Below are 23,456 nucleotides of genomic sequence, written 5' to 3' on the forward strand. Positions count from 1 at the left end.
TACGAGATTGAATTGCGGGTACGAAAACAAAAAGAGCAGGCTCAATGACCTGCTCTTTGAATCTCTAATCTCGCATATGTCCCTTAGCCAATAACACTAATTGGGATCTCAGCCAGTTGGTTGCCTTGGTTAGCAGGATACACGATGTATTCACCGTGGTACTTCACCGCAGACTTATAGTCCGTTACTTTGTGAAGCATGAAACCCGCTTCCATCGCAGCTTGAATGAACTCTGCGTGGTTACCACGAACAAACCAGTTCATTGGCTTAACCATCAACTCACCGTCGAACGAGTCGTCACACTGTTTACCACACAAGGCAAAAGAGTGCTCACCATCGGTGAAGAATTGAATCTTACCGCCAGTCGTTAGCTCATCTTCACTTGATACGCTCCAACCCATCTCGTACATTTTGTCCATGAACGCTTCAACATCACTGTCTTTTAGTACTTTAGGCTCTTCGTTTTCAGGGAAAAAACGTCCATAAAACGCAGAAATACGTTTAAAGGTAAAAGTTAAATCAGAGTTATTGCCTTTTGAGCGACCCTGTTTCTGCCAGCGAACCAAGTCAGGCACAATCACGCGATCATAAGACTGGGATTTAATCGCCTTTGTTACCCAACGAACAAGGTAAAGGTTGTTCGCAATAGGTGCGTCAATGGCTTTGCCTGCTTTGTGCAGAGCATATAGCTCGCCTAACGCATCGTTCACTAACTTCTGAATTTCAATATAGTATTTTGACATTATGCCTTCTTTCCTAATGTCCAATATAGTAATGCTGACATAACTGCACACGCAGCCATTACCATAGCCATAGACCCAGCACTGTCACTTGGCAGCATCGCAACGATAGCCCCAACGACAGAACCAGTACCAAATCTTAATGTTCCCGCAAGCGACGAAGCCGTGCCTGCCATGTTTGGATAACCACTTAACAATAAACCCATAGAGTTACTGCCGATAGTAGAAATGGTGCCAATAAATAGCATCACAAACGGCACAATTCCCCAAAGCCCGAGATCCAACGCCCAACCGACAAGTAACCCTACGCCAGCCAACAATTGAATGACCAGCGCTGCCCTCAACATGGTATGAGAGCCGACCTTCTTAACAATTCGGCCATTGATTGTCGTCATCAGAATCATCGCAACAATGTTCAGACCAAATAGATAACCAAACAGATCAGGACGTACGCCATAGACATCAATGTAGACAAAAGAGCCTGCGGTTAAGAATGCAAACATTCCAGAGAACGAAAACGCACCCGAGAAAATAAGGCCCATAGCGGTCGAGTTTTTACATAAACGCGCGTAATTACGAATCGTGGTTTTAAAGCGCAATGGTTGACGATTTTCGACAGGCAGTGTCTCAGGAATTTTGATTATCACCGCGAGAATTACAATCACCGCAAAAATAGCCAATACCCAAAAAATTGAACGCCAACCGAACCACAATGCTAAGTAACCACCAATCATCGGCGCGACAAGTGGTGCAACCGTCATCACCAAAGTAACGAACGACATGGTTCTTGCGAAATCTTCACGATCGAACATATCACGTACAACGGCTTGGATTATTACCGCTGCCGCTGCACCTGCGAAACCTTGCGCGGTACGCACTAACGTTAGCGCTTCAATACCATGAGTAGTCGCACTCACAACAGACGCGACCGCAAAGAAGAATACACCAATCAGTAGAACGGGCTTGCGACCATAACTGTCGGCTAACGGACCATGTAACAACTGACCTAATGCAAAACCTGCGGTGTAGGCTGTAAGTGTGATTTGTACTTCACCTGCGGTGACACCGAGATCTTTGGCGATCGTTGGCATAGCGGGCAGGTACATATCGATGGCGAGTGGTGTCAGTGCACCAATCGCCCCCAGAACCAAAAATAGCATCCAACCTAACTGAGGAGTTTGGGGTTGTGAGCTTGGGGTCTGTTGGGTAGACGTTTGCATAACTCTCCGACTAAGTACTAGGTTCTATGTGAGCGTGAGCATGTACGCAACAATATACGAATATACACATAGTGATACACGAATACGCCCAGAGTGACGCAAAAATACGCACATAGTGATACTCAAATACGCACACATATACATGAACACATAGTAATAATGGCTGAAACTGTCCTAGTGCCAGTCAAAATAATCAGCCGACGCTATCCTTGGTCGGCCACATCGATAGGTTGGAATTACTTCCAGATAGAGTCGACTTCTTCTTGTGTTAGGTAACGGTATTCACCCAACTCCAAAGATTCATCCATCTCGATTTCACCGATACGCTCACGGTGTAATCCTTCAACCTTATTACCAAGTGCCGCAAACATACGTTTTACTTGGTGGTATTTGCCTTCGTGAATCGTTAACAGTACTTCACGCTCAGCACGAACTTCTAAGTGTGCTGGAAGTGTTAGGCCATCTTCGCTCTTAAGCTGGATGCCCTCTTTGAATTTTTCAACGTAATCGTCTTCAACAGGTTCAACCAACCACACACGGTACGTCTTCTCGCACTTGTGCTTTGGTGATGTGATGCGGTGAGACCACTTACCATCATCGGTAATCAATACAAGACCCGTCGTATCAACATCTAAACGACCAGCAAAGTGCAGCTTGTCCATTTTGATTTCATCGAGTAATTCAAAGGCGATACGATTTGCGCCATCTTCATGCGAACAAACAAAGCCTTCTGGCTTATAAAGCATGATGTAACGTGGACCGTGAACGTTCAGTTCATTGCCTTGCCATTCCACAACACACTCTTCAGTTACCTTGAGTGAGCCGCTTTTTTGAATGACATCGTTAACTGTCACTGCCTTGGATTTTAATAAGTGTGTTGCTTCTCTTCGAGTGACGCCTAATGCATCGCACAGAAATTTATCTAAACGCATGAATACCTCAACTAATCTAAGTCGGGTATTATAGTCACCTTTGCTCAATTAGTTGAGCTATTTCACACTATTTGTTTTCCATCTTACAAGACACGATATGTATACACTCCGTCCGTACCAAGCTGACTCAGTAAAATCAGTGATTCATTACTTCAGAAAACACCAAACACCAGCTGTTCTTGTGTTGCCGACAGGCGCAGGGAAAAGCCTCGTGATTGCTGAACTAGCAAGGCTTGCGAAAGGTCGAGTACTGGTACTCGCTCACGTTAAAGAGTTGGTCGAACAAAACCATGAAAAGTATGAAGGTTATGGGCTTAAAGGTTCGATTTTTTCAGCGGGGTTAGGCCGAAAAGAAACCGACCAACAAGTGGTGTTTGCATCAGTTCAGTCTGTGGTTCGCAACCTCGATTCATTCTCTAACCAGTTTTCACTGTTGGTTATCGACGAATGCCACCGTGTTCCCGATGAAAAGACCAGTAGCTATCAGAAAGTCATTACTCACTTGCGCGAAAATAATTCGGGTATCAAGGTGCTTGGGCTTACCGCGACCCCTTATCGTCTTGGTATGGGTTGGCTTTACCAGTATCACACCCGTGGACAAGTGCGATCTGAAGAGCCACGTTTTTTCAGAGATTGTATTTTCGAACTGCCGATTCGCTACTTGTTGGACGAAGGCTTTCTCACACCAGCACGCATGATCGATGCGCCAGTGTTGAGCTATGACTTCTCACAGCTAAAACCTGCAAGTACAGGTCGCTACAAAGAAGCCGAACTCGATATGGTGATCGAGCAATCTAAACGTGCCACCCCACAAATTGTCGACCAGATCATTGAACTGGCCAAAGACAAGTTAGGGATCATGGTATTTGCTGCCACTGTTAGACACGCACAAGAGATCCTTGGCTTACTGCCAGAAGGTGAATCGTCAATCGTAATCGGCGACACACCAACTCTCGAACGTGACCAAATCATCAGTGACTTCAAAGAACGTAAAATCAAATTCTTGGTTAACGTATCGGTATTAACCACAGGTTTTGATGCGCCGCATGTGGATTTAATCGCGATTTTGCGCCCGACAGAGTCCATCAGTTTGTATCAACAAATCGTTGGCCGTGGCTTACGCCTATCCCCGGGCAAAAAAGAGTGTTTGGTACTCGACTATGCAGGCAACAGTTACGACCTTTACCAACCTGAAGTGGGAGACCCTAAACCCGACTCAGACAGTGAGATCATCACCATTCCGTGCCCAGCTTGCGGCTTCAATAATAACTTCTGGGGCAAGCTAGACAGCAACGGCTTCTTACTCGAACACTTTGGCCGTAAATGCCAAGGTTATTTTACCGATGAGGATACAGGCGAACGCGAACACTGCAATTATCGTTTCCGAGCAAAATACTGCGGTGAATGTGGCGCTGACAACGACATTGCGGCGCGCATTTGTCATGAGTGCGATGCAACTTTGGTCGACCCAGATAAAAAACTTAAAGAAGCGCTGAACCTAAAAGATGCCTTAGTGTTTGAGTGTTTAGAGATGGACTTGAACGTTCTTAAAGACGACAAAGGCAAATCGCAGCTTAAAGTCACTTACCGTGGTGAAAACCAAGCACAAGTGCATGAGTTTTGGTCATTAACCACCAAGAAGCAAAAACAAAACTTCAGAGACCAATTTGTTCGCCCTCACCTTGCAGACAGACACCGCCCGTTTGAGGAAGCCTCACCAACGAAAGTGGTTGCTCACCAACATAGATTCCGTCCACCTCAATTCGTGATTGCACGTAAAGTCGGGCGCTTTTGGAAAATGAGAGACAAGATATTCGAAGACGAGCTTCAGCAACGTTAACATCTCATTTTTTGAGAACCTAAATCTCATTATTAATCAGGTTCACTTTCTGTTCAGAATTACTTTTTTATACTGAACGCTACCAACCTTCTCTAGGATTCGCTATGTTTAGTAAAGTTATGATTTCTATGTTTTCTTTAAGCTTAGGCTTATGTGTCACCGCTAGTGCGTGGGCTGACTCAGATCATAACGGTCATGATCTTGTACAAGATGTCCATAAAGCGGGAACCCGTATCGAGTTTGAAGAAGATCAAGACGAAGTCTACGAAGCCGTACGTGAGGGCTACATTCGCCCTTTCTCAGAAATGTATGCGGCCGTTGAGAACGATCTTCATGGTCGAATCATTAAAGTAGAACTAGAAGAAGACGATGATATTTGGGTGTATGAGCTAAAAATCAATTACCAAAACAACATCATCAAAGTCGAGTACAACGCTGAGACGTTAGAGATGCTCATGATTAAAGGCCGAAACTTTAAAGACGCAATTAAACACGGCGAATAATGAAGAGCCGCAACTTTAAAGACACCATTAATCACGACGAGCAATTAAGTACAACGTACAGTCATTACAAGAATTAAGAAGAACAATTATGAAAATTTTAGTCGTTGAAGACGAACCTCGTTTAGGGCAACAAATTCTAGAAACCCTTGAGGGGGCCGATTGGGTTCCAGAGCTTTCTCAAGACGGTATCGATGCACTCTACCGCGCAACATCGGAAGAGTGGGATGCAATCGTTCTCGATCTAGGCTTACCAAAGCTAGATGGCTTAACCGTATTGAAAGGCATTCGAGACGAAAACATCAATACGCCAGTCGTTATCTTAAGTGCGCGTGACACTCTTACCCAGCGTGTAGAAGGTTTGAATGCAGGCGCAGATGATTACCTAACAAAGCCGTTTGAAATGGTTGAGTTGATTGCTCGTATTCGTGCGCAGTTACGTCGCGCGTCTGGTAGTGCAGCGCCTATTCAACAAATTGGCGATCTAAGCCTAGACACGCGCAGTTCGAAAGTACTGTGGCAAGGTCAAGCGGTTAGCCTCACGGCGCTAGAATATAAAGTTGTTGCTTACTTCATGCATAACCAAAATAAGGTTATCTCGCGTACTGAGTTAGTTGAGCACATCTACAAGCAAGACTTCGACCGCGACTCAAACACGGTTGAAGTTTTCATCGGTCGTATCCGTAAAAAAATCGCACCAAAGATCATCAAAACCGTTCGTGGCCTCGGCTACCAACTGAATGCTGAATAGCGCAATCGTCAGTTAAGCACCGTCATTAAGCAAATACACACATCAATTCAGTGGACAGCCTGTTCTGATCATCGTAATACTGATAAATCACGATGAGCAAAGGCAGGCTAGCAATGCATGAATCTAAAAAAACGAACACTTAAAAACATCAGTCTTAAAAGCCGCTTGCTCCTCGCTGCGGCTTTTTGGCTAGGTGCGATGATATTAGCGGCAGGCGTTGGAATACCTAAGTTGGTTAACGATTACTTGGTCGATGACGTCAAGCAACAACTAAGCCTAACCATGGACGAGTTAACTGCCAACATCGAAACCAACGATAGTGGTAACCTGATCATGGCAGAGCGCCTGTCTGATCCTAGGTTTAACCAACCCTACAGTGGTATTTATTGGCGTGCCGCTACCCAAGACCAGATCATTCGATCTCGATCTCTCTGGGACAAAGACCTCACCATCAAGCGTTCTCCGATTCATACTTCAATCAAGGGACCAGAGAAGGAAAAGCTGATTTACATCGAGCAGGATATCTATCTGCCTGAACTGAACGATCCTGTCACGATCACCATAGGTATTGATGAAGACCCACTAGAATCGACACTGACCGAGCTTACAGGTCAAGTTTGGTTGATCCTGATGTTGCTGTTTGTTGGCGTGCTTATGTTGATTGGTATTCAGGTCAGCTGGTCACTATTGCCACTTAGTAAGATGCAACGTGAACTGGTGATGTTAAGAAACGGTGAACAGCAAGGGTTAAGCGACAACTACCCGAAAGAGGTTTCTCCATTGGTTTCTGACCTCAATGCCCTACTCTTCCACTATCAAGAGTTATTGGAGCGAGCTCGTAATCACGCTGGAAACCTATCTCACGCCTTGAAAACCCCACTGTCGGTTTTGAAAAATGAGATAGAGCGACTTCCAGATGATGACAAAACCTTGTTACAACAACCCATTCATCAGATTCAGAACCAAATAGATTATCATCTTGGCCGTGCGCGCATGGCAGGTGCAATGAACATTCTTTCGGTGAAGTCCTCACCTTGTGAGCGTGTCGAAGCGATCTCAATGGCGTTCGATAAAGTCTACGCTGCCAACGAAGTCACCATGATTAACGAGCTAGACTCTGAGATTGAAGTGGCGGTAGAAAAAACCGACCTTGATGAAATGGTCGGTAACCTGCTTGAAAACAGCTACAAATGGGCGAGTAGTATTATCCGAGTCCATTCGAATGAACTCGACGATGGCAACATAGAGTTGGTGATTGAAGATGATGGCCAAGGCATTCCTGAAGAGAAACTTGAGCAAGTGACCAAACGTGGTGTTCGACTTGATGAAACCACACCGGGAACAGGATTGGGGCTTAACATCGTGAATGAAATGGCGCACAGCTACCGAGGCAGCCTTACGCTCAACAAGAGCTCAATGGGCGGATTGAAAGCCTCTTTAGTACTTAAACTCAGCAAAGGCTGAGCAAACTAAACGCGCTAAGTAAACTAAATAAACCAAGTAATCACAATAAGCCCTAACGTAATGCTAGGGCTTAGTTTTATCTCAGTTCAACGGAACACTGCTCACTTCAACATAGTTAGCCCATCGAATGTAGCCCAATCATATTGCCTTCCGTGTCACTCACTACACTGATAAAACCATGCTCACCAATGTCCATTTTTGGCACTTGTAACACACCACCATTGGCCGCAGCCAAACTCGCTTCTGTGGCACAATCCTCACAAGAGAAGTAAACCATGGTGCTGTTGCCTCCCGCTTTTACACCTGACATTTTACATAGAGCTCCTGTCGCGCCATAGTTTCCCATATCGCAAGGAAATACCCACATCTCAACTTCGATTCCAGTTTCATTGCCTAACTTGTCCAACGTCACTTTAAATACTGATTCGTAAAAAGCTTTTGCTCTCGACATGTCATCGACATATATTTCAAACCAACCAATCGGATTCATTTGCATAACGTTATCCTCAGCTTTCGCCGCTTGTTCGCCCTTATTCAGCATAGTCAAAGTTGAAAAATTTATATCCGAGGAATTACGTGATAGCGGGTTATGTTTGTATAGATATAGTCCAGTAGAAACTGCAAAGCCTTGTTTGGTGGAGGGTTCAAACAAGGCTCGAGCTGGTCGCTTTTATATATCGCTCTGTATCTCGTTCATAGCGACATCTAGAGTTTGCGAATCATCGCGGTAGGTAGCTACTCCGATCATCAAGATCCGACCATCTGTATAATAGTCATGATCTTCATCGATCACTTCCACCGTTGCTAATGGGTACTTGTCTAGCTCAATATCTGGTAATGACGTTCGTATCTGATTCGCGAGCCTATCTCGCTCTTCATCAACATTAGGATCGATATTATGAAGTATGGTCACAATACCTGAGTAAGGGGTCACTTTAAGGCCATCATCATAGCTAATTGCACCTAACCACTGAGGCTGGTTAGTTTTAATATCAACACCGGCACGCCACCAGCGAATATGACTGCGCTTCACCAAATTACCCGGTAATTGAAACGCCATATCTTGTGGCTTGTCTCGCCAATACAAATCAGACACAGGTGGCGTTTTATCTCTAAGCAATGCGAGATAACCTGCCCATTCAATCTCATTTCGAGAGAACGTTTGATTCTCTATCCAGCCTAATTGCTTCATTAAATCTCTTGGGGTTGCTCCAACATAAATTACGTTGATCGCTTGTGCCGAGTAGAACGAAGATTTGCCTGGAAACGCTTTATAGGTAACCGAATTCCAGTTGACTTTGTCAATTTGAGCCGTCTCTGGTTGATTCTGAAAATCATCGGCCTTCCAGAAAAAGTGAGCGTAGTTCGCAAACAATACCCACGCCAACAACAGCGCACTGGATTTAAGCACCAAGCGTCGCCACTTCATTCGATAACCAATAATAGTGAAAACCAATACCGTGAACACACCGACGATCAAACTGTTATGCTCAGCGATAAATATTTTAAGGCTATTAAGCCACGGAAAACTTTCAACACCGTGCGCGAGTAACATCCCCCAAGCAATGAACTGCCCGCCACCAAGAACCAAGCCGATAAAGGCCAACAGACTGAAATTGCGCCACGGTACACGATGCGAGCCAGCTATAAATGGCACAACCCAAGCGATAGGCCCTAATAAACGAGCAAAAAGAATAATGTATGTGCCTTTGCGAGCAACCAGATAGCGGCAACGCGCAATTAATCTTTTGGTTTTAGGGCGAAATTTAATGAGTTTTCGTTGCGCCTTAGCACCGTATTTGTAGCCAATAAAATAACTGAGTTGATCACCAAGTAGGCCACCTAACATCACCATCACCAAAGCCATCCATGCACCCGAATACAGTTGAAAGCCTGCTGCGATAAAAAAAGGCTCCCCCGGTATAAATAGGTTTGGGCCAATAAGAGCATCACCCAATGCTCCCAGAAACAGCCCTAGTCCATCAAACATAACCACCTCAATGCTTACTGTTCTTTATAGTGACCAAACTTGTAGTTCATCTCGTTGTCTCGCATTTCACCTTTAAAGAAGCGTCTTATATTGGCTTTAAGGTAAGTTGAACCTGTCTTCACAACACCATCTTGGTCTAATCGGCGTGGGTCAAAACCAAAGGTCATATTTAGGAATCTAAATCGCCATGTTTTGCTCGCACGTTTTACGTAGTCACAGTCTTCACACAAGACGATCTCTTCATCGAAACCACCGATTTCATCATGTGCGCGTTTAGTCGAAAAAATACACGCGCCAATCGCCGTTGGGAAAAAGAACTGGGTGGTAAATAAGCCTGCGTTAAATAACCCATAACCAAACTTGTGCACCAGTGGCAGACCTTTCGAACTCATGTACACACCCGCAACTTCAAGCTTCTTCTCTTCTAGCTCATAAAGCGCTTTCGCAAGGAAGTTTCGAGGCAAGCTCACGTCAGCATCTAAGAAAAGGATTCTGCTGTACTGCGCTAATGACGCACCCGTGTTTCTGCCAAGGCTCACGCCACGATGTTCCATATGATGGACAGTTAATTTTGGCAACGCGTTTTCATAAGCTTGTGCCACTTCTCTTGTGTTGTCTTCACTGTTTGAGTCAACAACAATCACTTCAAACTCTTGGTGGGTTTGTACACTCAACTCTTCCATTAAGCGGCTGATGCGCTTCTCTTCGTTTAGCGTAATTACGACAATGCTTACCGGTTCCATATTTTCACCTATTCATTCTGCTGTTTAATTAACACTAAGATTAACCAACTAAGCCTTAACCAAGTCTTAGGCAAACATTCATTTTCCGTTCATTAACTTGATGATTTAGCTGCGATATAAATAGATAAGAATGGCGATGTAAAAGGGGTTAAAATGGGCTCAGCTACAGTTAGCGAACGTTTTATCTCCAAACGAATCATTTATCGAAGGAAATTTACTTTGAGATGGGCTTCTGACTTGCTCAGATTTGAATGTGATGTTAGTATCCGCGCTCGCTTAAGCATGAACTCGTTTATGCCTAAGCTTTACCACATACTCAAGGTCGCATTGAGGTGTGAAGTTAATTTTTACTAATTTGAGAGTAAAACTATGAAATTTGAAGCAGTAGTACGTACTGAACTAGGTAAAGGTGCGAGCCGCCGCCTACGTCACGCTGGTAAATTCCCAGCTGTAATCTACGGTGGCGAAGCAGCAGCTGTAGCTATCGAACTTGTTCACGCTGAAGTGATCAACCAAATGGATAAGCCTGAATTCTACGAAACAATCACTCTAGTGATTGACGGCGCAGAAGTTAAGGTTAAGCCGCAAGACGTTCAACGTCACGCGTTCAAGCCTAAAGTTGAGCACATGGACTTCATCCGTATCTAATTCCCTACCAAGGAATAAGATTGGATAATTCCAAGCCTTCTGCATAGAAAAGATAATCGATCTTACCAGTCGAGAAATCTAGAAATTCGAAACCCCGATGCTACCAACATCGGGGTTTCACCATTTTTGAGCCCTCAAAAACATTCAAAACATGTTACCGAAGCCAAACTAAAGATACAGACCAACCCGCTCAACTTCTTTCAAAGCAACACCATCAACAGCGATACCAACTTTAGCAGTATTTAACGAATACCACGCTACACTGTCAGCTTCTTGTGCGGTTATCTCCCCTTCCCATTGGTTCACAACAAAGTAATGAATCAACTGAAGTTCCTTCGTAGGATGGTAAAGCGAACACAAGTATTTGTAATCACTCGGAACAATATTAAGCTCTTCATCGAGCTCACGAAATAGCGCCTGAATCGGGTTTTCACCGTGTTCAATATGACCGCCAGGTATGGTAATTAAGCCAGGATCCGTTTCCTTAAACTCACTACGCTTTTCTAACAAAACTCGTGACTCGTTAAGCAAAATAAAAGAAACACACTCATGTAAATCCATCCGTTTTTCCTTAGACCGTCATTTGGGTAACTAAACTTTCTTTACGACAACAGAGCCCGCAATGAAGTCGTGAATCGCTCTGCGTTTGTGATTAAACAACATAGAGATGAACTCTAAAAGAACCCAACCAATCATTGCGTAGCCCACGAAAATGACGATTCGGCCTTGCTCTAAGCTGTCCCATGTATTGTCATAGAACGACAGTTGTGCATAAACATAGAAATTAAAAGGGATAAGCATGATAGGGACAATATCCCTCATGCAAGACTGTTTGAGGGTTAAGTTTCTGCTTTCTGATACATCGACCACTTTTACTCTCGTGACCATCTTACCGATCGTTTGCCCATATTTGGCGTGCATCCCCACATAGTAAGTGATCCCAATTAATGAATACGCAACTCCCCAAGCAAACACACCACCCGAATTTATCACGCCAGAAAGCACGTAATCATCTATCCATTCCAATGGTAAAAACACGATTGAATCGATCAAGGTAGCAAAGAAGCGTCTCCAAAAATTTGAATACTTATTGGCGTACATTTTTGTTCCTCAAGCAATTATCGGTAATAGAGAAGAGAATCTACAACACATCAGTATTTTCAACATTAAACTCGCAATTATTTATAAAACAAATGCGAAGTAGTCTTCATATAAAAACTATTATTCCCGCTAACTAACTGATCCAATTAACGTTGAACCAGTTTCTTACTTAGCCTTTCGTACAATTGAAAAGCTTCTGTTTTAGATATCAAGTTCCCAAGAGCATATTGGTGTGCCAGTTCAATATCATCGCTTTGATTTGGGTAATAACGCTTAGCGACTGCAGTGCACTGATTTAGATTGGTGTACCAACTGCCGTCTTTCTCAGCCACAAAGTAATACGCCGTTCGAACTAGCTTCTTGCCAATCACCTTGGCGACATCCGTATCAGCCATTGTTTTAAAACTCGGGGTCATTTGCTTAAGAAAAATCGATAAGTCACCGTTCAGAGCTTGGGCTATTTCAATGCTTGGTTTGTATAGTGGGAATTCAGTAGATAAATCATTACCCCAAATACAGCAGCAACAATGCTTGAGCCAAAATTGCCATCGATACTTTTCTTTAGGCTGTAGAACATTGTTGAGGTATCCGGGGTCAATATCGAGCTTACTCACTTGAGGGTATATTTTAGGAATAGTGTCGGAAAGTCGGCTAAATACTTCCTCCTCCCTTGGACCAATAGGCGTGGTGAGTATGATAGAAACATCTAAGTCGGAGCTTCCAGCAATGGCCGTTCCTCTAGGCACGCTTCCATACAGGTAGATACCATCAACTTGACTTGGGAGTTCTCTTAGCAACGAATCAACGGCTGCCGACACCGCTTCTTGAAATTCAGGCGCAATGTTCTTAGTTGAGTAAAGGTTTTGGATAAATCCTTCTCTATCGAGTCCTCTATCTAGCTTCTGCATACCACTTTCCATTGCTATGCCTTTTCCCATTCAGAATGTAGAACCGCCAACACAACTGTATCCCACCACTTATCTTTGAAGAATCGATGATCTTTAAAACATGCTTCTTGTTTCATTCCCAATGACTTACATAATTTAATCGCAGCCAAGTTCTTGCTGATGGTTTCGGCGAAGATACGGTGTATGCCTAACTCTGAGAAACCAAAATCAGCGAGAGCTTCAGAAGCTTCTATAGAAAGCCCTTTCCCCTGAATTTCTCTCGAGAAAGCACAGCCCATCGAAGCTTGTCGATTACCCTCAAGACGTAAGCAAACCGTTCCAATAAATTTACCAGAATGCTTGCTTTCAACCGCTAATTGATAGGATTTACGCGGAACTTCCGCGGCCTGAGTAACAAACAACTGGGTTAACTCTCGATATTTACTAGGTTCTCAATCACTCTCATCATAGAAACGCTGATACTTTGCATCTTGAGACATTGCAACAAAGGCACACTCGTCTTCGAGACTCATATTTCGAAGAATCAACCTGTCAGTTTCCAGCTTAAACATCAAAATTCCTTTTATCTTATAGCCTTGAAAGGAAAGGGCTCGGAGGTATTTATTCGTATACGTTCCCGTTATGCTTTAACCAACCATGGGTATGATGATTACGGGGGTCTTTGTGCGTCCAGTGCATTACGCCGCCTTTCTTGTTCCATTCATATTCACCATAAAATTCAACTCGATCGCCCTTTCCCAGTCCCTGAACACGAGGAGCTAAGTCAATATTATGTGCGACTAACAAGGTTTGGCCGCTATCGAGTCGCAAAATGAATTTCTGATGTCGAGAGCCTTTATTATCATCAGGAAGTACTCGATACACCGTACCCGAGCCGCGCACCTGAACGTCGCTTTGGTGATTTTCGTAAGCTTGCTTAAGTCGCGTATCATTCGCTTGAACATGACTGATGCCGAAGCTAAGCAGTACCAAAAGTAGAGCGCAAAATTGTTTCATTCCTTTCATTTCCCATATCTGTGTGTTGATTTGGGATACTGGCTGGGCATCCCCTCTTTTAACGATGCTTATACTGAGTCGGACAATAACCTCTCGAAACGTCCGAACTGCGAAGTTTTACGTGCTTGGTCGATCGCCCAGAAACACGTGAGCGCCACAGCTTAAAACTGCCAAGCTTGAGATGACTACGCATAAAACGAATCACTTGCGATTCATTCAAACCAAATTGCAGTTCTATTGCTTCAAACGGCGTTCTGTCTTCCCATGCCATTTCGATAATTCTTGATTCATTCTCTTTAGATAACATCATGCATACTCTCCTTTATAAACTGGGAGAAGTACGCTCGTCTTAGATTTAAAGATCACAGAGTGAGCACTTTGAAGTACGCGTGCTACAACGTCGAATAAAACAACAGGTTAGTTGTAGGCTTGAACAATCGCTATTTACTTTCCAGCCACTCAGAACGCAATAGGCCATACTTAATCGAGTCATAATACTCGCCTTGGTAATAACGCACTTTTCTTAGCCTAGCTTCTTGCTGGAAGCCTAATTTGAGGGCTAGTGACATCATGCGAGGATTACCCGACCAAGTGGTTAAGCCGACACGCTCTATCTGCTTGTTTTCAAATAGGTAAGATACCCAAAGAGGAAGAGCTAACGCAGCAATACCCTTACCCCAATAGTCAGAGTTATAAATGACCACTCCGGCTTCAAGCCAACGTGTCTCTTCACACTCCCAATAACAACTGACGGTTCCTACAGGCACATCGTCTACAACCACCAGCTGTAAATCGGATCCATTGAGTAACCGTTGAAACGAACGGCTTTCAAACTCGTCTAATGACGGGTGGGAATATGGGAAATAAGGGCCGTTAAACTTCGTCCACTCATCGTTTGAGATAACCAAGGCATAAATGGCGGCCAATTCGCTGGGCATTGCTGATCTTATCGTTATGTCCATTCACTTTCCTTATCCTGTTTCAAACGCTGTCGTACTGTTCGATTATTCTCAGTATTAGCACGACTAATTTTTGTTGGAGTTTATTAGCTTTAACTGAGTATTTGCGAACTCTCTAAGCATTCTCGCATTATTGTGATGTGCGTTATCTCCGCATTGTTGTCCGTTCACTCTAATTTCAGGGCTAGAGTAGACAGGAATAATATCACGCTCATAAGACATTACTGTGCCTCTCTCTGAACAAGTAGCACCGAATGAATATGCAGGAGCTTTCGGATAGCTGCCAGCGATAAAATGATCGATACTCTCGTGATCTTTTAACACCTTTTTATAGTCGTGGTTAGCGCCACTCAAGTGACCAATTTCATGTTCCATTGTCGAGTCTGGGCAATTTATCGCCAAAGAGAAAAAACGAGATACCTGAGATGCGACACCACAATATCGAGACTCGAACGCAGAATGATAATTAGAAAACACAACCCCTGAAAAAACAGGACGGCCGTCTTCTGTGATTTCTTTAATTGGCTCTTCCATCGATAATTTTAATAACCTCTCTGCTGCCCCCAAATCTTGAAACCAAAGGCTGTCGATTTCAGGCGTATAAGTCACCTTGGTGACTTTTCTCGTCATAGGGATGCAAGAGTTCTTCAATACCAAATTCGAATAGCTTTCCCATGTCGCTATTTTAGAGGCAACAAATGCTTTGGAGTATTCGGCTAACACCGATTCATCAACATAAAGATGGATCTCTGTATTCAAAACCTCACTCTGCGTACAAGTAGGAAACTCGACGCTTTGAGCATTGGAGAGTCGGCTATTGCTCAACACTATAATCAAAACATAGCCAACTAACTGGATCAGCCTTTTAAAGGAACCCTCACTGACTCGTGTATTCATTTCCATCCTCTCCCTATATTCAAAACCACCAGAACACCATAAATGCCGTGACTTAAGAATCATACCGATCACCATTACACGTATAAGTGTTGGTCTCTCAAAGTAACCTACTTGCTCTATCAATGTTTTTCAGAAAACAAAAAGCTCGCCATACAATGGCGAGCCTTATTGATTATCGGAGCTTAACTGTCATTAAACCCTAGCATTAACAGGCCCCAACTACGAAGAAACCTAAAGCATGAAGAAGCCTAAGGCATTAAGACACCTGATCACGTAAAGCCAATTCAACGTTTTTCAAGACTTTGAACTCTTCACGAGTACAACCACGAGCCACGGAAACCCAATGGTCGCCAGTTTCATCAGCTCCTTTAAACTCGGCACGCAATTCATATCTTCGCCATGTAACAAACGCCAAGATAAAGGTCAGTGCGAGCATCGGTAAACCGAACTGAGGAACAAATGCCCAAGTCGCAGCCGAAAGGACTAAAGCCAACGAAACAATATTGATTGCGTTTTCTTTAAGACCCAACTGACGAATTTCTAACTGTTTGATTTTACTTAAGCTATACACATCTTTCTTAACTCGAAGTTCGTTAGAGCTCACCAGAAAGTCTGACGTTTTGTATGACCTACGGAGTCGCACTAAATTCGCTAACCTGTTGCGTGTTTGATTCTTTTTCATCGCCTTTCTCCATGTTATTAAAGGTTAGTAAAAACTAATATAATCATGAAGTTAATAAACGAATGTTTATTTTATAAATCAAACCAATATCAAAATCAAGCTTATGCAATTAATAACACTTATAACAACACCACTTGAGTATGCAATATTTCAATATAAAGAAGATTCATTAGCGCGTTTTTTTCATCACAAATCAGTGTACTTTAGTCAAGCTGCTTACAAGCTAATAATTGCTCTAGTAACCAGCCCAATAAGTCAAACTGCAGGTATGATTCCCTCTGCTTTGTAACCACTTATTTCAACGAGATTTTTTGCAATGAATCTCACGCTCTAGGTATGCTGAATCACGGTCACATAGTGCTCCATCTTCCATAACGAATATAAACACACTCCCTCTTACTCATTGCATTTTTGAATGCCAAAATCATTCAATTGAACATATCAACATAGCTTATCGATTAAGCAATTGATCTCATAATAAAGAAGCGGTACGCTTACGCTATGCACACGGTTACCTAATGGAGATCACGATGAATGAACTACTGACATGCGCTATGGAACAGAAACAACGAACAACAGTGACGAGTTTATTCGCAAGAAATGGATTCAAGATCGCGGCTACTGACTTTGATGATGTGACTTTCGAACGAGAGAGTGTGTTGGTCAATGTTCGTTTTGATGCGTCTTCAAACGTTGAATCGATTTCAATTCTAAACAACTAACGAGCTCACAAGCAGGTCGCTAAAATAATTGAATGGCCAACATTCGAGTCATTTTAGCGTATCTTGCGACCTACCCTTTTCTACTTCATCCCCATCCTCTTCTCTTCCAAAAGCCACCGAGTGACAATTAGATCAATAACTCGCAATTCCATGAGCTTGGCTTATATTTATTAATACCCTTTGAACAAAAATTCGAAATGATGCCTATGTTCCTAACTCGGTTAATTTATGTCAGTACCCTTTCCGAATGTTGTGATTCCAAAGCATTGGAGGAGATACTCGCTATCTCTCAAGATCATAATCGGCAGAGCCATTTAACGGGGCTTCTCAGCCATAATCAAAAGTACTTTCTTCAATGTATTGAAGGTTCTAGAGAGGCAGTTAACCACACGTACAATCACATCCTTAACGACGAGAGACACAATCACGTCGCAATACTTTATTTTAAAGAAATTGATAGCAGAGAATTTGGAGATTGGTCGATGGGAGACATTCCGCAATCCAATTTAACCGAACTGTTGAACTTACAGTTTTCAACCTCTGATCAATTTAACCCGTACGAAATGTCTGGCGAAAGTGCTTACAGAATGCTTTTAGAGTTAAAGCAAAATTTGCCATCTGAATGACAAAGCCAACTAGTTATGCAGCGTTATATTCTCGAAGGCCATAACTCTTTGTCCCTTACTCGCACCGACACTGCAAAAATATGATGACAACGAGAGCACAACGCCTCACTCCCAGAAGGTAATTCCTAGAACTGCATGACTCCCCCACATTCGATGCATGACTTGGTACAAAGATCAGACAATCAAGAAAACTCTTAGCTGTTGATAAGCAACAGTTGGTTTTTTTCCAATACACACGCAATTAAACGAAGTTCTTTTTGAGCTTCTCTTCCAACGCTTTAACACAAAGCTTAATAGCAATAGGCGTATTTGAAGCGAATGGGTTTAACGCATAAACCGTGTTGGTAGGCAACTGGAAGCTTGGCATGATGTCGACTACTTCATTCGATAGCTGATGAAGATAGAAGTCTGGAATGACACCAATACCAACACCAGACTTGATCAAGGCGAGACAACTGTGAAAGGAGTTGGTAACGCAGCTGGCTGGCTGTTGGTAAATAAAGTCTTGTTCATTTTGCGAAGTAAAGTGATGAGTCACCTGTTTTCCCTGCCAAGAATTTGCGATGTAAGGAATAGATTCAAGCTCACGAGAGAGCATGCTTTCAACACCACATAACACGTCTTTAAATTCACCTAAACGCTTTTGCTTTAGGTTACTATCACGTGAACTGCCTACCCGTACTGCGAGATCAATATCGTGCTCCATGAAGTCCAAATGTTGATCATCACTAATCAGTTCTGGCCTTAACTTCGGATATTGCTTCATCAGTTCTGCAACAACAGGCGCAACCAACAAGTCCATCAACGCATTCGGTGCCGTGATACGAATCCGACCTTGTGGCTCTTCTAGCTCAGCTTTCGCCATATCCCAAGCCGATTCAGCGATCACGTTGATGTCTTTGCAACTCAAATAAAAACGCTCCCCCATACTGGTCAGAGATTGCCTGCGTGTTGTGCGCTTAAGAAGTGAAGCACCTAGCTCTTGTTCTAAGATTTTGAGGTGCTGACTGACGACAGATTTAGACAACTCTAGCTTTTCAGCCGCAGCCGAGACTGAACCCTGCTCTACGATATGAGCGAAAATCGACATCTGCTTTAGCTTACTCATCTTATTGTTCTCTTTTTACAAACAGTATTTTCTATTATCTCTGTTTTTCAAGTTAATTTCCAAGACTAAACTCAATTCAACTTATCGAGATACCAAATCAAAAAGACAGTGCTCGACACAATACTGTTATGGAGAAAGACAATGTTAGACAACCAAATTTTAGAAGCATGTAAGCAAGGCATTAACGCGTGGCAAAAAGCTTTCAACAGCCAAGATGCGAAAGGCTGTGCAGATCAATATACTGAAAGCTGTGTAATGGAAGCGCGTCCGTTTGGTACCTTTGAAGGTCGTGAAGCAATACAAGCGTTTTGGCAAAACATCATCGACCAAGGCTTCAAAGACGTTGATTACACCGATGTTAAGTGGGAAGAGCACCCAGAAGGCGGCTACATTCTTACCGCTAGCTGGACAATGAACAAAGCGTTTGGTGTTGTACATCGTGAGCACTGGGCACTGGAAGCGGATGGTTGCGCTCGTTTAGTCAGCGATGATTTTGAGGTTCAAGGCGAACGCTAGAGCTGTAATTAAAAGCTAGAAGCTCACAGCTCAAAAATAGAAACAGAAAACAAAAAGCCAGCAATCCAAATTGGACTGCTGGCCTTTTAATGTTTGACTCTGTCGGCTTTTCACTTGATTTGAAGGTGATTCAGTGACTCTACACAATCACTCAACACGCTCATCATTTCAAATCAAAATGTCTAGTCAGACAGAGCAAATACAAGTCAAAGTTACAGTGCTGCTTTCTTCGCTTCTGTAATCCAAGCATCAAACGTGCTTTGGTTCGCTTTGATCCAACCGTTTACGTGCGCTTCAATATCAGCAGAGCTGTTTTTGCCTTTGCTCATCATCATATTCTGAGCACTTACATCGTTGATGTTAAGTTTGATGATCTCGAAAAGCTTCGCCGCAGCTGGGTTGTTTTTAGCAAACTCTTTATTCGCAATAATGCGCATTGAGTTCATTTGGAAACCATAGTTTTTGCCATTAGACAACGTTGTATCAACATTCGCACGATCACCAGGAAGAGATGAGAATGGTACTTCTAACCAAACTACATCTTCGTTAGGCACCAATACGCCACTTACCCAGTAAGGTGTCCACGTGTAATAAAGGATTGATTCACCCTTTTGGTAACGAGAAATGGTATCTGCGATGATCGCCGCATAGTTACCTTGGTTGTGAGTCACCGTATCGTCCAGTTTGAACGCTGAAAGTTGATGTTCAATCACCATCTCACAACCCCAACCTGGGTTACAGCCTGTAAGGTCTGCTTTGCCATCACCGTCAGCATCAAACAGCTTCGCGATTTTTGGATCCGTCAGTTGACCAATGTTAGTGATGTTGTATTTCTCAGCCGTTTTCTTATCAATTAGGTAACCTTGAGCGGCACCGCTTACATATTGTCCTTCGCGGTAGAATTTGTCATCGCCGCCCGCCATTTTGTATTTATCAGCATGAAGCGGGAACCAACCTACCGTTAGGAACGTCGCGTCGCCTTTTGCGATAGAGGTGTAACCTACGTTGTAATCCACTTCTTGCGTAGATTTCACGTCATAGCCAAGCTCTTCAAGAGCGCGGTTAACAATCAACGTTTGGAATGTTTCTTCCGCTACAGACGATTGAACTGGCTGAACTGATACACCTTCACCCGGTAAGCTTGCTGCCCACACGTTCGTTGATACTGCTAATGTAGAAACGATGCTAACTGCAAGTTTGCTCTTCCATGAATTATTCATTGGTGTTTTTCCTTAATTGTAGTTCTGATTTGTTACCGCGATTTATCGCATTGAGCACAAGAGAAACAGGGCCCATGTGGTACCAGCGTAATTTTGTATTACCTGCATTTACCCCGAGAACTTGGGTAATGCGGTCAAGCAGGATTGCTAGAATAACGATGCCGAGACCACCAACAGCGGCCAGTCCCATATCTAGACGGCCAATACCTCTCAGTACCATTTGACCTAAACCACCTACCGCGATCATTGATGCGATAACCACCATTGACAGCGACAACATCAGTGTCTGGTTTACGCCCGCCATAATGGTTGGTAATGCAAGTGGCAGTTGAATTCTGTAAAGCATCTGCTTTTTGCTTGCACCGAATGAATGACCCGCTTCGATCAAATCTTCCGGTACTTGCTGAATACCCAGAATGGTTAAACGTACCACCGGTGGCAGTGCGAATATAATGGTCACCACTACACCCGGAACGTTACCGATACCAAACAACATTACGATGGGTACTAAGTAAACGAAGGCTGGCGTTGTTTGCATAGCGTCCAGAATTGGGCGAACGAATTTAGCCGCCGTGTTACTTCGGGCGAGCCATATCCCCATGGGTAAACCGATCAACAGGCAGAAGAATACAGATGTCATCACCAGTGAAAGCGTGGTCATCGCTTCAGGCCAAGCGCCAATCAAACCAATCATAGTAAGAGATACTGCCGTAGCAACACCCAGCTTCAGGTTTGAAAACTGCCATGCCACCAAAAACAAAATGATGAGCATAAATGGGGCTGGCGTAGACACCAATGCCGTTTCAAATGAACTTAGAATGAAATCGATAGGTACACGAATTGCTTGAAACAATGGTCGTCCGTGTTCAACTAGCCAATTCAATCCAGACTCAACCCAAGTATCAACAGGCAGAACGGCTTCTGCAAAAGGATTAAGTGGATCAAAAGGAATGGTTTCTACGGTTTCGCTGCTTAGCCAATCTGCCGATGGTGAAGTGTCAGCGGCTTGACCCCAAGGATCACTTGATGGCTGAGCGGCAGGAGCAGACTGTGACCATGGGTCATTATTTGTTTGTTCAGACGACATGATCTACCCCTTATCCAATGTTTGTAGCAAACGTGACTTAGTTACCACACCAAAGTAATTACCTTGCTCATCCACAACAGGAACGGAGTAAGGCACACCACCAACAAGGCCAAGCACATCATTGATTGGTAAATCAGGGTTCAGCGTTAATCCATCATCGAGCTGCGCGCTGATGAGTGATTTGTTCTCTTTGTGAGCTTTGCGAAGGGAGTCAACAGAAACAATGCCGGAGTAAAGGCTGCTCTTCTCAACAACGATGCCGTATTCACGGTCGTTATCCATTAGGATTTTCAGAGCGGAAGCTGGGCCGTCGTGTTCTGACTTTTTAAATACCGCTGCCGGTTTCTTACGCGCAATGTCTTTCACAGTAAGTACGCTTGCAACATTCACACCACGGAAAAAGGCTTCGACATAGTCGTTCGCTGGGTTGTTAAGAATTTCGTCTGGTGTGCCCACTTGAACCACTTCACCGTTTTGCATAATGGCAATACGGTCACCGATTCTCATCGCTTCATCCAAATCATGCGAGATGAATACAATCGTTCGTTTATCGTCATTTTGAAGACGAATCAGTTCATCTTGCATTTCAGTACGAATCAAAGGATCGAGTGCCGAGAATGCTTCGTCCATTAACAGGATATCTGGGTCACATGCCAAGGCTCGCGCTAGACCAACACGTTGTTTCATACCACCAGACAATTCATCTGGGTACGATTCTGAGTATGCGCCAAGGCCCACACGCTCTAATGCTTCAAATGCTGCCTGTTTACGTTTATCGACTTCAACACCTGCCAGTTCAAGACCAAATGCAGCATTTTCGATAACTGTCATATGTGGCATCAATGCGAAATTTTGGAAAACCATGGAGATGTTGTTACGGCGGACTTCGCGCAGTTCATCTTCTGAGATGTGGGCAATGTCTTTGCCTCGAAGAAGCACATTACCTTTGGTAGGTTCAATTAGTCGGTTAAGAAGGCGTACTAGGGTTGATTTGCCAGATCCTGACAATCCCATAATCACGAAAATCTCGCCTTCTTGAATACTAAGAGAAACATCGTTAACACCGATCGTTAACCCTGTTTCTTCGAAAATTTTGTCTTTATCCGCGCCTTCATTAATCATCGAAAAAGCACGGTCGGTATCTTCACCAAACACCTTGTACAGTCCCTTAACTTCCAGTATGGGATCCATATAATCTAATCCTTTCTTAGCTATTTTAACTTAAAGATGGTTATTTAAGCTCGAAAAACGATTAGCACTCTAAGTAATTAATGAGTAAAAATCAAGGAGCTTCGTTCGGTAAAATAAAGCAATAACCATCAATCAACCTTACAAGAGCAAGCTCAAAAAATAAGCATAGATACAACAAATAACTGATAAATAAAGATATAAATTACACTTAAACACTGTCAACATTTTGTATTACTTACCCATAGATTATTGAATATTAATTTCACATTAGAGCAGTTAATAGGCTAAATGAACCAAGATTAACAGCAATTAGTTCGTGTACAAATAATTCGAATACAAACTAATTCATCAAGATTTCATGATATTTCAAAGTTGCAATCTCACTCAGATACAAGGATAAGATCTACACTCAATTTTGGATTAAAAACCAGAGGTGAACCGGATAAAGTCACGAATCAAACTCGACCTTTTCAACCCAGAATTTTAAAACATCACACCAACTGTGATACTTGCTACAAACTACTCAATATCGATGACCCAAGCCGAAAGACAACTTGTAGAGTCCTCATTGCTGATCCATTCTTTATAGAAGAAATGGACATACTTTCCGCGATG

The 23,456-nt window shown here is 43.2% G+C and carries 26 protein-coding genes and 1 pseudogene; 8 read left to right on the plus strand and 19 right to left on the minus strand.

Translation table 11 applies throughout. The features are described from left to right. Positions 1 to 83: 83 nt before the first annotated feature. The 3 genes from BCU75_RS13465 to rsuA all read right to left on the minus strand — a co-directional run bounded on the left by BCU75_RS13465 (position 84) and on the right by rsuA (position 2,892). On the minus strand, positions 84 to 743 hold the full coding sequence (locus BCU75_RS13465) for a DUF2913 family protein (protein ID WP_102474159.1): 660 nt from the start codon (positions 741 to 743) through the stop codon (positions 84 to 86). Beyond that, positions 743 to 1,960, minus strand: a complete 1,218-nt coding sequence (locus BCU75_RS13470) for a Bcr/CflA family multidrug efflux MFS transporter (protein ID WP_102474160.1) — start codon at positions 1,958 to 1,960, stop codon at positions 743 to 745. Before BCU75_RS13470 ends, BCU75_RS13465 begins: the two co-directional genes overlap by 1 nt. A gap of 236 nt (positions 1,961 to 2,196) precedes the next feature. Then, positions 2,197 to 2,892, minus strand: a complete 696-nt coding sequence (gene rsuA, locus BCU75_RS13475) for a 16S rRNA pseudouridine(516) synthase RsuA (RefSeq protein ID WP_076677700.1) — start codon at positions 2,890 to 2,892, stop codon at positions 2,197 to 2,199. Between the two features lie 97 nt (positions 2,893 to 2,989). Between rsuA and BCU75_RS13480 the strand changes: the two genes are divergently transcribed. The 4 genes from BCU75_RS13480 (at position 2,990) to BCU75_RS13495 (ending at position 7,447) form a co-directional block, all read left to right on the plus strand. Beyond that, on the plus strand, positions 2,990 to 4,732 hold the full coding sequence (locus BCU75_RS13480) for a DEAD/DEAH box helicase (protein ID WP_102474161.1): 1,743 nt from the start codon (positions 2,990 to 2,992) through the stop codon (positions 4,730 to 4,732). A gap of 104 nt (positions 4,733 to 4,836) precedes the next feature. Further along, complete coding sequence (locus tag BCU75_RS13485; protein WP_102474162.1) at positions 4,837 to 5,235, plus strand: PepSY domain-containing protein; 399 nt, start codon at positions 4,837 to 4,839, stop codon at positions 5,233 to 5,235. A gap of 88 nt (positions 5,236 to 5,323) precedes the next feature. Next, a complete protein-coding gene (locus BCU75_RS13490; protein WP_076677703.1) occupies positions 5,324 to 5,983 on the plus strand; it encodes a response regulator transcription factor in 660 nt (219 codons plus the stop codon). A 117-nt stretch (positions 5,984 to 6,100) separates the two neighbouring features. Further along, complete coding sequence (locus BCU75_RS13495) at positions 6,101 to 7,447, plus strand: ATP-binding protein (RefSeq protein ID WP_102474163.1); 1,347 nt, start codon at positions 6,101 to 6,103, stop codon at positions 7,445 to 7,447. 115 nt (positions 7,448 to 7,562) lie between these two features. Here BCU75_RS13495 and BCU75_RS13500 read toward each other — a convergent pair whose 3' ends face one another. The 3 genes from BCU75_RS13500 to BCU75_RS13510 all read right to left on the minus strand — a co-directional run bounded on the left by BCU75_RS13500 (position 7,563) and on the right by BCU75_RS13510 (position 10,180). After that, positions 7,563 to 7,943 carry a VOC family protein gene (locus BCU75_RS13500; RefSeq protein WP_102474274.1) on the minus strand — a complete coding sequence of 127 codons (381 nt, stop codon included), beginning with the start codon at positions 7,941 to 7,943 and terminating at the stop codon, positions 7,563 to 7,565. Between the two features lie 174 nt (positions 7,944 to 8,117). After that, positions 8,118 to 9,437, minus strand: a complete 1,320-nt coding sequence (locus BCU75_RS13505; protein ID WP_102474164.1) for an LssY C-terminal domain-containing protein — start codon at positions 9,435 to 9,437, stop codon at positions 8,118 to 8,120. Positions 9,438 to 9,451: 14 nt separating this feature from the next. After that, on the minus strand, positions 9,452 to 10,180 hold the full coding sequence (locus tag BCU75_RS13510; protein WP_102474165.1) for a glycosyltransferase family 2 protein: 729 nt from the start codon (positions 10,178 to 10,180) through the stop codon (positions 9,452 to 9,454). A gap of 369 nt (positions 10,181 to 10,549) precedes the next feature. Here BCU75_RS13510 and rplY point away from each other — a divergent pair, with 369 nt between their 5' ends. Then, positions 10,550 to 10,828, plus strand: a complete 279-nt coding sequence (gene rplY / locus BCU75_RS13515; RefSeq protein WP_017083319.1) for a 50S ribosomal protein L25 — start codon at positions 10,550 to 10,552, stop codon at positions 10,826 to 10,828. A gap of 168 nt (positions 10,829 to 10,996) precedes the next feature. Here rplY and BCU75_RS13520 read toward each other — a convergent pair whose 3' ends face one another. From BCU75_RS13520 to BCU75_RS13560, 9 genes and pseudogenes are all read right to left on the minus strand, one after another. After that, positions 10,997 to 11,389 (minus strand): NUDIX hydrolase, encoded by a 393-nt coding sequence (locus tag BCU75_RS13520; protein ID WP_102474166.1) that lies wholly within the window; start codon positions 11,387 to 11,389, stop codon positions 10,997 to 10,999. A gap of 30 nt (positions 11,390 to 11,419) precedes the next feature. Beyond that, positions 11,420 to 11,929: an RDD family protein gene (locus tag BCU75_RS13525; RefSeq protein ID WP_102474167.1), complete on the minus strand. Its 510-nt coding sequence runs from the start codon at positions 11,927 to 11,929 to the stop codon at positions 11,420 to 11,422. A gap of 146 nt (positions 11,930 to 12,075) precedes the next feature. Further along, a complete protein-coding gene (locus BCU75_RS13530; protein ID WP_102474275.1) occupies positions 12,076 to 12,837 on the minus strand; it encodes a nucleotidyltransferase domain-containing protein in 762 nt (253 codons plus the stop codon). A 14-nt stretch (positions 12,838 to 12,851) separates the two neighbouring features. Beyond that, positions 12,852 to 13,388, minus strand: a pseudogene (locus tag BCU75_RS13535) (GNAT family N-acetyltransferase). Between the two features lie 49 nt (positions 13,389 to 13,437). After that, positions 13,438 to 13,833 carry a DUF3465 domain-containing protein gene (locus BCU75_RS13540; protein ID WP_102466175.1) on the minus strand — a complete coding sequence of 132 codons (396 nt, stop codon included), beginning with the start codon at positions 13,831 to 13,833 and terminating at the stop codon, positions 13,438 to 13,440. Positions 13,834 to 13,891: 58 nt separating this feature from the next. Then, positions 13,892 to 14,143 carry a TIGR03643 family protein gene (locus tag BCU75_RS13545; RefSeq protein WP_086970286.1) on the minus strand — a complete coding sequence of 84 codons (252 nt, stop codon included), beginning with the start codon at positions 14,141 to 14,143 and terminating at the stop codon, positions 13,892 to 13,894. Positions 14,144 to 14,273: 130 nt separating this feature from the next. Beyond that, positions 14,274 to 14,795 (minus strand): GNAT family N-acetyltransferase, encoded by a 522-nt coding sequence (locus tag BCU75_RS13550; RefSeq protein ID WP_102474168.1) that lies wholly within the window; start codon positions 14,793 to 14,795, stop codon positions 14,274 to 14,276. Between the two features lie 63 nt (positions 14,796 to 14,858). Next, complete coding sequence (locus BCU75_RS13555; RefSeq protein WP_102474276.1) at positions 14,859 to 15,689, minus strand: hypothetical protein; 831 nt, start codon at positions 15,687 to 15,689, stop codon at positions 14,859 to 14,861. Positions 15,690 to 15,945: 256 nt separating this feature from the next. After that, on the minus strand, positions 15,946 to 16,371 hold the full coding sequence (locus BCU75_RS13560) for a hypothetical protein (RefSeq protein WP_076677720.1): 426 nt from the start codon (positions 16,369 to 16,371) through the stop codon (positions 15,946 to 15,948). 530 nt (positions 16,372 to 16,901) lie between these two features. Here BCU75_RS13560 and BCU75_RS13565 point away from each other — a divergent pair. Both BCU75_RS13565 and BCU75_RS13570 read left to right on the plus strand, forming a co-directional pair. Further along, positions 16,902 to 17,093 carry a hypothetical protein gene (locus BCU75_RS13565; RefSeq protein ID WP_004734640.1) on the plus strand — a complete coding sequence of 64 codons (192 nt, stop codon included), beginning with the start codon at positions 16,902 to 16,904 and terminating at the stop codon, positions 17,091 to 17,093. Between the two features lie 206 nt (positions 17,094 to 17,299). Then, positions 17,300 to 17,719, plus strand: a complete 420-nt coding sequence (locus BCU75_RS13570) for a BLUF domain-containing protein (protein ID WP_102450838.1) — start codon at positions 17,300 to 17,302, stop codon at positions 17,717 to 17,719. A gap of 241 nt (positions 17,720 to 17,960) precedes the next feature. On the opposite strand, the gene BCU75_RS13575 is transcribed toward BCU75_RS13570, so the two are convergent. Beyond that, positions 17,961 to 18,827 (minus strand): LysR family transcriptional regulator, encoded by an 867-nt coding sequence (locus BCU75_RS13575; RefSeq protein WP_102474169.1) that lies wholly within the window; start codon positions 18,825 to 18,827, stop codon positions 17,961 to 17,963. A 141-nt stretch (positions 18,828 to 18,968) separates the two neighbouring features. Here BCU75_RS13575 and BCU75_RS13580 point away from each other — a divergent pair, with 141 nt between their 5' ends. Next, a complete protein-coding gene (locus BCU75_RS13580; protein WP_029222090.1) occupies positions 18,969 to 19,343 on the plus strand; it encodes a YybH family protein in 375 nt (124 codons plus the stop codon). Positions 19,344 to 19,555: 212 nt separating this feature from the next. Here the strand turns inward: BCU75_RS13580 and proX are convergent, their stop codons facing one another. From proX to proV, 3 genes are read right to left on the minus strand one after another with little or no spacing between them, the layout of a single operon-like run. After that, positions 19,556 to 20,563, minus strand: coding sequence for a glycine betaine/L-proline ABC transporter substrate-binding protein ProX (gene proX, locus BCU75_RS13585; protein ID WP_102474170.1), 1,008 nt, complete (start codon positions 20,561 to 20,563; stop codon positions 19,556 to 19,558). After that, positions 20,556 to 21,650: a glycine betaine/L-proline ABC transporter permease ProW gene (gene proW / locus BCU75_RS13590; RefSeq protein WP_102474171.1), complete on the minus strand. Its 1,095-nt coding sequence runs from the start codon at positions 21,648 to 21,650 to the stop codon at positions 20,556 to 20,558. Before proW ends, proX begins: the two co-directional genes overlap by 8 nt. Before the next feature lie 3 nt (positions 21,651 to 21,653). Next, positions 21,654 to 22,841 carry a glycine betaine/L-proline ABC transporter ATP-binding protein ProV gene (gene proV / locus BCU75_RS13595; RefSeq protein ID WP_102474172.1) on the minus strand — a complete coding sequence of 396 codons (1,188 nt, stop codon included), beginning with the start codon at positions 22,839 to 22,841 and terminating at the stop codon, positions 21,654 to 21,656. Positions 22,842 to 23,456: the final 615 nt, after the last annotated feature.

The sequence above is a fragment of the Vibrio splendidus genome, assembly GCF_002873455.1.
Lineage (GTDB): Bacteria > Pseudomonadota > Gammaproteobacteria > Enterobacterales > Vibrionaceae > Vibrio > Vibrio splendidus_J.

Excerpts from the sequence above, each read along its gene's own strand:
- BCU75_RS13465 (WP_102474159.1), bottom strand. The coding sequence starts at position 743 with ATGTCAAAATACTATATTGAAATTCAGAAGTTAGTGAACGATGCGTTA.
- BCU75_RS13470 (WP_102474160.1), bottom strand. The coding sequence starts at position 1,960 with ATGCAAACGTCTACCCAACAGACCCCAAGCTCACAACCCCAAACTCCT.
- rsuA (WP_076677700.1), bottom strand. The coding sequence starts at position 2,892 with ATGCGTTTAGATAAATTTCTGTGCGATGCATTAGGCGTCACTCGAAGA.
- BCU75_RS13480 (WP_102474161.1), top strand. The coding sequence starts at position 2,990 with ATGTATACACTCCGTCCGTACCAAGCTGACTCAGTAAAATCAGTGATT.
- BCU75_RS13485 (WP_102474162.1), top strand. The coding sequence starts at position 4,837 with ATGTTTAGTAAAGTTATGATTTCTATGTTTTCTTTAAGCTTAGGCTTA.
- BCU75_RS13490 (WP_076677703.1), top strand. The coding sequence starts at position 5,324 with ATGAAAATTTTAGTCGTTGAAGACGAACCTCGTTTAGGGCAACAAATT.
- BCU75_RS13495 (WP_102474163.1), top strand. The coding sequence starts at position 6,101 with ATGAATCTAAAAAAACGAACACTTAAAAACATCAGTCTTAAAAGCCGC.
- BCU75_RS13500 (WP_102474274.1), bottom strand. The coding sequence starts at position 7,943 with ATGCAAATGAATCCGATTGGTTGGTTTGAAATATATGTCGATGACATG.
- BCU75_RS13505 (WP_102474164.1), bottom strand. The coding sequence starts at position 9,437 with ATGTTTGATGGACTAGGGCTGTTTCTGGGAGCATTGGGTGATGCTCTT.
- BCU75_RS13510 (WP_102474165.1), bottom strand. The coding sequence starts at position 10,180 with ATGGAACCGGTAAGCATTGTCGTAATTACGCTAAACGAAGAGAAGCGC.
- rplY (WP_017083319.1), top strand. The coding sequence starts at position 10,550 with ATGAAATTTGAAGCAGTAGTACGTACTGAACTAGGTAAAGGTGCGAGC.
- BCU75_RS13520 (WP_102474166.1), bottom strand. The coding sequence starts at position 11,389 with ATGGATTTACATGAGTGTGTTTCTTTTATTTTGCTTAACGAGTCACGA.
- BCU75_RS13525 (WP_102474167.1), bottom strand. The coding sequence starts at position 11,929 with ATGTACGCCAATAAGTATTCAAATTTTTGGAGACGCTTCTTTGCTACC.
- BCU75_RS13530 (WP_102474275.1), bottom strand. The coding sequence starts at position 12,837 with ATGCAGAAGCTAGATAGAGGACTCGATAGAGAAGGATTTATCCAAAAC.
- BCU75_RS13540 (WP_102466175.1), bottom strand. The coding sequence starts at position 13,833 with ATGAAACAATTTTGCGCTCTACTTTTGGTACTGCTTAGCTTCGGCATC.
- BCU75_RS13545 (WP_086970286.1), bottom strand. The coding sequence starts at position 14,143 with ATGATGTTATCTAAAGAGAATGAATCAAGAATTATCGAAATGGCATGG.
- BCU75_RS13550 (WP_102474168.1), bottom strand. The coding sequence starts at position 14,795 with ATGGACATAACGATAAGATCAGCAATGCCCAGCGAATTGGCCGCCATT.
- BCU75_RS13555 (WP_102474276.1), bottom strand. The coding sequence starts at position 15,689 with ATGAATACACGAGTCAGTGAGGGTTCCTTTAAAAGGCTGATCCAGTTA.
- BCU75_RS13560 (WP_076677720.1), bottom strand. The coding sequence starts at position 16,371 with ATGAAAAAGAATCAAACACGCAACAGGTTAGCGAATTTAGTGCGACTC.
- BCU75_RS13565 (WP_004734640.1), top strand. The coding sequence starts at position 16,902 with ATGAATGAACTACTGACATGCGCTATGGAACAGAAACAACGAACAACA.
- BCU75_RS13570 (WP_102450838.1), top strand. The coding sequence starts at position 17,300 with ATGTTCCTAACTCGGTTAATTTATGTCAGTACCCTTTCCGAATGTTGT.
- BCU75_RS13575 (WP_102474169.1), bottom strand. The coding sequence starts at position 18,827 with ATGAGTAAGCTAAAGCAGATGTCGATTTTCGCTCATATCGTAGAGCAG.
- BCU75_RS13580 (WP_029222090.1), top strand. The coding sequence starts at position 18,969 with ATGTTAGACAACCAAATTTTAGAAGCATGTAAGCAAGGCATTAACGCG.
- proX (WP_102474170.1), bottom strand. The coding sequence starts at position 20,563 with ATGAATAATTCATGGAAGAGCAAACTTGCAGTTAGCATCGTTTCTACA.
- proW (WP_102474171.1), bottom strand. The coding sequence starts at position 21,650 with ATGTCGTCTGAACAAACAAATAATGACCCATGGTCACAGTCTGCTCCT.
- proV (WP_102474172.1), bottom strand. The coding sequence starts at position 22,841 with ATGGATCCCATACTGGAAGTTAAGGGACTGTACAAGGTGTTTGGTGAA.